The following is a 5,704-nucleotide window of genomic DNA, read 5'->3' on the forward strand; positions in this document are numbered from 1 at the left end:
CTCATCGCCAGCATCGTGCTCCGCCTCCGATGACACATACAGGACACAACCTAGATTCTCGAGCACAAGTTGCTTGTCCTCGTCGGTAGTCTCGGGCTCGTCGATGAGCCACAAGTATCCGAGCAAGCGCCGACCTACTCGGATGGGGAAACAGAACCTCGCAAGACTCTGATGCGCTTGATTTGGCGGCACGGACACCGGCCCAGGTTCGAGGTGAAGGTCCAACGACTCAAGCCACGTTCGGAGATCGTCATCCAATTCGCGTTCGAGCACCGTGTTGATTCGCGGCTCATCGAGCCGGCCAACTTGGGCACTGGAACCGACGAATCGGAATTCGGCATCGTCAATTGCTACCGACCGTCCCAGTCGAGTACATAGGTCGTCCAACAGTCCTTGCAGTCCGCTTGCACTCATATCTCACCTCCCACTGAACAATTGTCTAACAACGAGTCGACAATCGCATGTAGTTCGGGATTCACCGCTGTGCCACGCTGAATCCCACGCTCATCGCAAGGAGGCATCGTGGGTATGAACGAAGAAGTTCAACGGACAGCAACAGTGGCGCCCGCACTGCAAACGTTCAATCTCAGAAAATCATTTGGTGCGAACGAAGTGCTCAAGGGCATTGACTTTCAAATCAATGCGGGCCAAGTCACCGCCATCATTGGCCCGAGTGGCTCGGGAAAGAGTACGTTCATCCGTTCGCTGAACCTGCTTGAAACTCCAACGTCGGGGGTCATCGAAATCGGTGGCAAGCCGGTTTGGACCGAGACTCGCAAATCTTCCGCTACGGAACTCCGTGCGTTGCGCCGTCAGGTTGGAATGGTCTTCCAGTCTTTCAATCTTTTCCCCAATCTCACCGCGCTCGAGAATATTTCACTCGCACAGGTTCGTGCGCTGGGGCGCAACCGTGAGGAAGCCGATCTGCGGTCAAGAGACCTGCTGGAGAAAGTCGGGCTGGCAGATCGTGCGAATCATCGCCCGCCTCAGTTGTCGGGTGGCCAGCAACAGCGGGTTGCGATTTCACGCGCGCTCGCCCTTGACCCGGAAATCATGCTCTTTGGTGAACCTACTTCGGCGATAGATCCCGAACTGCGGGTCGATGTACTCAAAGTAATGCGTGATGTCGCGGCGAGCGGCGTAACGATGATCGTGGTCACCCACGAACTTGCCTTCGCTCGCAACGTCGCAGATCGAGTCGCCTTTTTCGCGGACGGCATGGTGCTTGAGGAAGGCGACAGCGCGACCTTCTTCGATCAGCCGGCACACCCTCGACTCCAGAAGTTCCTCGAAGCCGTGATGGAAGAGTCGCTATGAGCCTCGACGTCATCCTCCTCGCGGGCATGAATACGCTGATTGTGTTTGCAGTGTCCTTCATACTTGGCGGCCTGCTTGCAATACCGATCGTCATGCTGCTTCGCGCCCGAAACACGTACTTGCGCATGATTGGCACAGCTTGGGTCCTGGTATTTCGCGGCATTCCTCCGCTCGTCTGGTTACTGGTCATCTTCTTCGGAGTCACGATCGCAGGCTCACGGTTGACTTCGCTCTCGGCAGCGATTGTGGGTTTCACGTTGATCACGTCGGCCTATTTAGCGGAATCCTTTAAGTCGGGACTGGATGCGTTCCCCATCGGCCAGCACGAGGCGATAGCTGCAACGGGGCTGCCGAGTTGGGACGGTTTTCGACAGGTGATACTCCCCCAGACATTGCCCGTGATCCTTGCTTCGTCAGCCTCCTTCGCGATCCACCTCCTGAAAGACACCGCTCTTGTTTCTCTCATTGGTGTGGTCGACCTCACGTTCATTGCCCGCGATTTCGTCGAGCGAGGGGCAAATGGCTTGCAAACGTTTTTCTTGGTCGGTCTTATTTACCTCATTCTCAGCGTTCCACTCGGTGCTCTTGCGCGTTCAATCGGAACGAGGCATGAGCGAAAGATGAGTAAACATGCTTGATATCTTCATTGCACTCCTGCCTGGGATCGGCACCAGCGCGCTGCTGTTCTTGGCGTCCCTCCTAATTGGTCTTCCGCTTGGGATGGCTGCAGGATGGGTTCTGCATTTCGGTTCGCCGCTCGTCCGGTGGGCAGTAATCGTTCTCACGGAAATTGGCCGCGGATTTCCGGCACTGGTGACGTTATATCTCGTGTATTTCGGGTTACCGAGTATCGGGATCGTCCTCAATGGCGAGATTTCACTTATTGCGGCATTCGGATACATCACGGCGTCGTATACGTGTGAAATCTTCCGTAGCGCCATTGCTGCAGTACCGGCCGGTCAATACGAGGCTGCGACCGCGTTATCCTTATCAAGATTTCACGTTTTCATATATGTGGTGATGCCACAAGCCACAAAGATTGTCATTCCGCCAGTAATTGGCTTCTCAATCATCGTAATGCAGGCAACATCGCTCGCTTTTAGTATCGGCGTTGAAGATTTGCTCGGGCTCGCCACTGGCGCCGGCACTCGCGAATTCAGCACGCTGCCGTATCTGTACGTTGCGGGGCTGATTTACCTGGTCGGCGCTGCGGCACTCACGGCGCTCGCCGCATATCTATCTCGACGACTCGGTACGAATTCAAACCGCGTTCCTATTCGTCCAGTCGTCCAAATCGCAAACCAGAAGTAGTTAGGGAAAGAATAATGGTAAACAAAAAGATTGCTGCTGCCGTAGGAGTGGCGGCCGTGCTTATGCTCAGTGGCTGCACTCAGGCCAGTGACGTGGAGGCTGCATCGCCGGATGCCGATTGTGTTCCAGAGTGGGAGTTCCCCACCGTCACCGACGGTATTCTGACCGTCGCAGTCGTGGGTAGCCTCCCATACACAGACATGGAGCCAGGCGGGACGACATCAACCGGCATCGAGGGTGACTTCTACACGGAATTTGCGGAGCGAGCCTGCCTGGTTCCGCAGTTTGAAAGTTACGGCGGAGCCGCAATCATCGCGGCGATGACCGAAGAGAACGCCGATGTTGCTGCCGGAGGTTGGGTGATCACACCCGAGCGAGATGAGGTAATTGGGCAGACCGAGCCGGTTTGGTTTGAGTACAACGCCATCGCGTCGAACTCGGGAGCGAGCAGCATCACAGATTTGCAAGGTCAGGCAACGGGGATTCTCGCAGGCTCGATTTATGAAGAACTCCTCGCTGAAGCGATTGGTCAGGAATTCGTCAAGACATATCAAACGAATGACGCCATCTTCCAAGATTTGGCTGCTGGTCGCATAGATGCGGCCGTTGGCGCTTCGGGGGAACTCAATTATCAACGCTCAGTACGAAGCAATGCAGAATTTGAAGTCAACCTACTGAATGCCTTCGATGAGAACTACCCCGAACTGACATCATCAGCGGGAATTAATTTTCCACATACAAAAGGCAACGATGAACTCACTGCAGCCCTGAATGCATACGTCTCCGACATTCGCGATAACGGAACCGTGGAAGAGGTCTTGAAGACGTATGGACTCGACGACCCGGCATATGTGGAAGAACCAGCTCAACCGTGATCGCAATTTCTGAATAAGCTGATTGATTGAAAGGGTAAAAGTGCGAGTAATTGTTATCGGCGGCGGAGTGATCGGGCTCGCGACTGCGTGGAGCCTTGCACGGCGAGGAATTGAAGTTGAAGTAGTTGAGGCAAATTCGATTGGTGAATCTGCCTCTGCGGTGAATGCCGGATGGATCACTCCATCATTATCGACGCCGCTCGCCTCGCCAGGAATCATTTCAACTGGGCTCAAGCACGCGTTTGATCCGAACGGGGTGCTGCGAATTCGACCACAACTCGATACGTCCTGGCTCCGCTGGCTCATGAAATTTCAGCGCGCTTCACGGCCGGACCAATACCAAGCGGGGGTGGAGGCACTATTGCGACTCAACACGAACACGCTTGACCTGTTCGACGAGATGCTCGACAGTGGCGTTAATTTTGAGATGCACAAGGCCGGGCTCCTGGCATTGGCATTGAAAGAGGGGGGACTGCAGTGGTTTAGGCAGCTCTTTGACGAGCTCACTCCCCTCGGGTTCCCGGGCCAGATCAATTATCTGAGCCCGTCCGAAGCCCGTGAGATTGAACCGACGGTCGGCAAAAACGTGGTGGAAGTAGCTCACACGACAATAGATCGGCATGTGCATCCCGATAGCTTGTTGCACGGTCTCGTTCGCTGGCTCCGCGACCGCGGCGTGACGGTGCATGAAAACCGGCGCGTGACAAATATCGAACGGAGCGGTAATCGGTGGTCCGTGAGCACGACAGGTGGTCGCATGGTCGGCGACCGAGTCGTCGTTGCGCTTGGTGCCGCGACGAACTCGGTCTTGAAGCCGCTGGGTGTCAAGTTGCCGCTATTGGGTGCGAAGGGCTACTCGATCACCGTTAAGGGTGAGGGAATCATGCCCAAGCACGCTCTTTACATGATGGAGACGAAACTTGGTGCGAGTCCGTTCCACGACGGTCTGCGGATTGCTGGTGTCTTCGATTTGCCAAATGAAACGTCGAGTATCGAACCAAAACGCATCCGAGCGATCGTCGATCAAGCTAGGCCGTACATCGCAAGTTGGGAACCCGACGCCGAAGTGAACGTCGCCCTCGGCAGGTCCGGCCTGAGGCCCGCGACTGCGAACAGCTTGCCGTTTATCGGAGAGATCCCGGAACGCGAGGGAGTCTACGTGGCTGCAGGCCACGGCATGCTCGGGGTCACTCTCGCGCCTGCGACGGGCGACGTCATCGCAGACCTCATCGAACGTCGAAACGTTGACAGTATCGCGAGGCCATTCCAATTGGAGGGACGCGTCTGATGCCAAATGCACTAAAGCTACCGGCTCCCTTATACCGGGAAACTCAAGCCGGGTTCGTCCTGTTCAGTGGAATCGTGGCTGAGAAAAGTGCCACGACTCAAACTACGAATGTGTCCGCGGAACTACAGGAAGTGTTTGAAACCCTCGAGCAACGCTTGACGGGGATTGGACTTGCTAAATCGGACGTTGTGTTCGTGCGTTGCTATCTCTCGGATTTCGCTGATTTCGAAGTCTTTAATCGAGCTTGGGCCGAGTTTTTCGGTGAGGATGCGCCGGCCCGTTGTACGGTCGGGGTGGCGTTGCTCCCTCCGTTCCGGGTTGAGATCGAGGCCACTGCGGAGCGGCCAGATGCTGGCAATAGACGAATCCCTCAGATAGACCGAGACTTGTCTTAGCGAGCACCGGAGCCAACCAAAAGTCCGAAAGAACACCGCCAGCTGGAATTTTACCTCCAGCTGGCGGTGTTGTTTGAGCTGGATTGGTCAAAGAGTGGAGCAGTAGAAGGCCACTTCCATTAAGCCTGCCCCTCATCACCAAAGCGTAATAGCGACCCGTTCCATTACGCACAGGTAATAGCAACTAGTACTATTACCTCAACGTAATGGAGGTGCACCATGAAGGGCGTCGCTCATTCAGCGGAGGACCTCGGCGAGGTAGTGCGAACGATTCGCCACACACATGGGATGTCTCAAGTGACCCTGGCAGAACGGTTAGGTGTGTCGCAGCGCTATTTGTCGGAGCTCGAACGAGGGAAACCAAAGATCCTCGACGAGCAATACTTTGGCGTCCTCACGAAACTTGGCATCAAAATCTTCTATGAGGTCAATGACGGAACCGCTCCCCCACCCGAGCGGAAGTGACTAGGTTGTGTCCTGTATGTGTCATCGGAGGCGGAGCACGATGCTGGCGATGA

General features: G+C 55.4%; 7 protein-coding genes. All 7 read left to right on the forward strand.

Going from position 1 to position 5,704, the window contains the following annotated elements; translation table 11 throughout:
- Positions 1–528 precede the first annotated feature (528 nt).
- The 7 genes from ACTHXA_RS15250 (at position 529) to ACTHXA_RS15280 (ending at position 5,651) form a co-directional block, all read left to right on the forward strand.
- Positions 529–1,317, forward strand: coding sequence for an amino acid ABC transporter ATP-binding protein (locus ACTHXA_RS15250; protein ID WP_441673734.1), 789 nt, complete (start codon positions 529–531; stop codon positions 1,315–1,317).
- Positions 1,314–1,955, forward strand: a complete 642-nt coding sequence (locus tag ACTHXA_RS15255) for an amino acid ABC transporter permease (RefSeq protein ID WP_441673735.1) — start codon at positions 1,314–1,316, stop codon at positions 1,953–1,955. Before ACTHXA_RS15250 ends, ACTHXA_RS15255 begins: the two co-directional genes overlap by 4 nt.
- A complete protein-coding gene (locus ACTHXA_RS15260) occupies positions 1,948–2,628 on the forward strand; it encodes an amino acid ABC transporter permease (protein WP_441673736.1) in 681 nt (226 codons plus the stop codon). Before ACTHXA_RS15255 ends, ACTHXA_RS15260 begins: the two co-directional genes overlap by 8 nt.
- A gap of 14 nt (positions 2,629–2,642) precedes the next feature.
- Complete coding sequence (locus tag ACTHXA_RS15265; RefSeq protein WP_441673737.1) at positions 2,643–3,503, forward strand: substrate-binding periplasmic protein; 861 nt, start codon at positions 2,643–2,645, stop codon at positions 3,501–3,503.
- Positions 3,504–3,543: 40 nt separating this feature from the next.
- The gene (locus ACTHXA_RS15270; protein ID WP_441673738.1) at positions 3,544–4,791 is read left to right on the forward strand and encodes an NAD(P)/FAD-dependent oxidoreductase; all 1,248 of its coding nucleotides are present in this window, start codon (positions 3,544–3,546) and stop codon (positions 4,789–4,791) included.
- Positions 4,791–5,186: a RidA family protein gene (locus ACTHXA_RS15275; RefSeq protein WP_441673739.1), complete on the forward strand. Its 396-nt coding sequence runs from the start codon at positions 4,791–4,793 to the stop codon at positions 5,184–5,186. The genes ACTHXA_RS15270 and ACTHXA_RS15275 overlap by 1 nt, the downstream gene beginning before the upstream one ends.
- 219 nt (positions 5,187–5,405) lie before the next feature.
- Entirely contained in the window at positions 5,406–5,651 is a 246-nt protein-coding gene (locus ACTHXA_RS15280; RefSeq protein ID WP_441673740.1) for a helix-turn-helix domain-containing protein, read from the forward strand.
- The last annotated feature ends 53 nt before the right edge of the window (positions 5,652–5,704 follow it).

Origin of the sequence: Gulosibacter sp. (assembly GCF_052090685.1) — a bacterium.
Lineage (GTDB): Bacteria > Actinomycetota > Actinomycetes > Actinomycetales > Microbacteriaceae > Gulosibacter.

Coding starts and splice junctions, on each gene's coding strand:
- ACTHXA_RS15250 (WP_441673734.1), top strand. CDS start 529: ATGAACGAAGAAGTTCAACGGACAGCAACAGTGGCGCCCGCACTGCAA.
- ACTHXA_RS15255 (WP_441673735.1), top strand. CDS start 1,314: ATGAGCCTCGACGTCATCCTCCTCGCGGGCATGAATACGCTGATTGTG.
- ACTHXA_RS15260 (WP_441673736.1), top strand. CDS start 1,948: ATGCTTGATATCTTCATTGCACTCCTGCCTGGGATCGGCACCAGCGCG.
- ACTHXA_RS15265 (WP_441673737.1), top strand. CDS start 2,643: ATGGTAAACAAAAAGATTGCTGCTGCCGTAGGAGTGGCGGCCGTGCTT.
- ACTHXA_RS15275 (WP_441673739.1), top strand. CDS start 4,791: ATGCCAAATGCACTAAAGCTACCGGCTCCCTTATACCGGGAAACTCAA.
- ACTHXA_RS15280 (WP_441673740.1), top strand. CDS start 5,406: ATGAAGGGCGTCGCTCATTCAGCGGAGGACCTCGGCGAGGTAGTGCGA.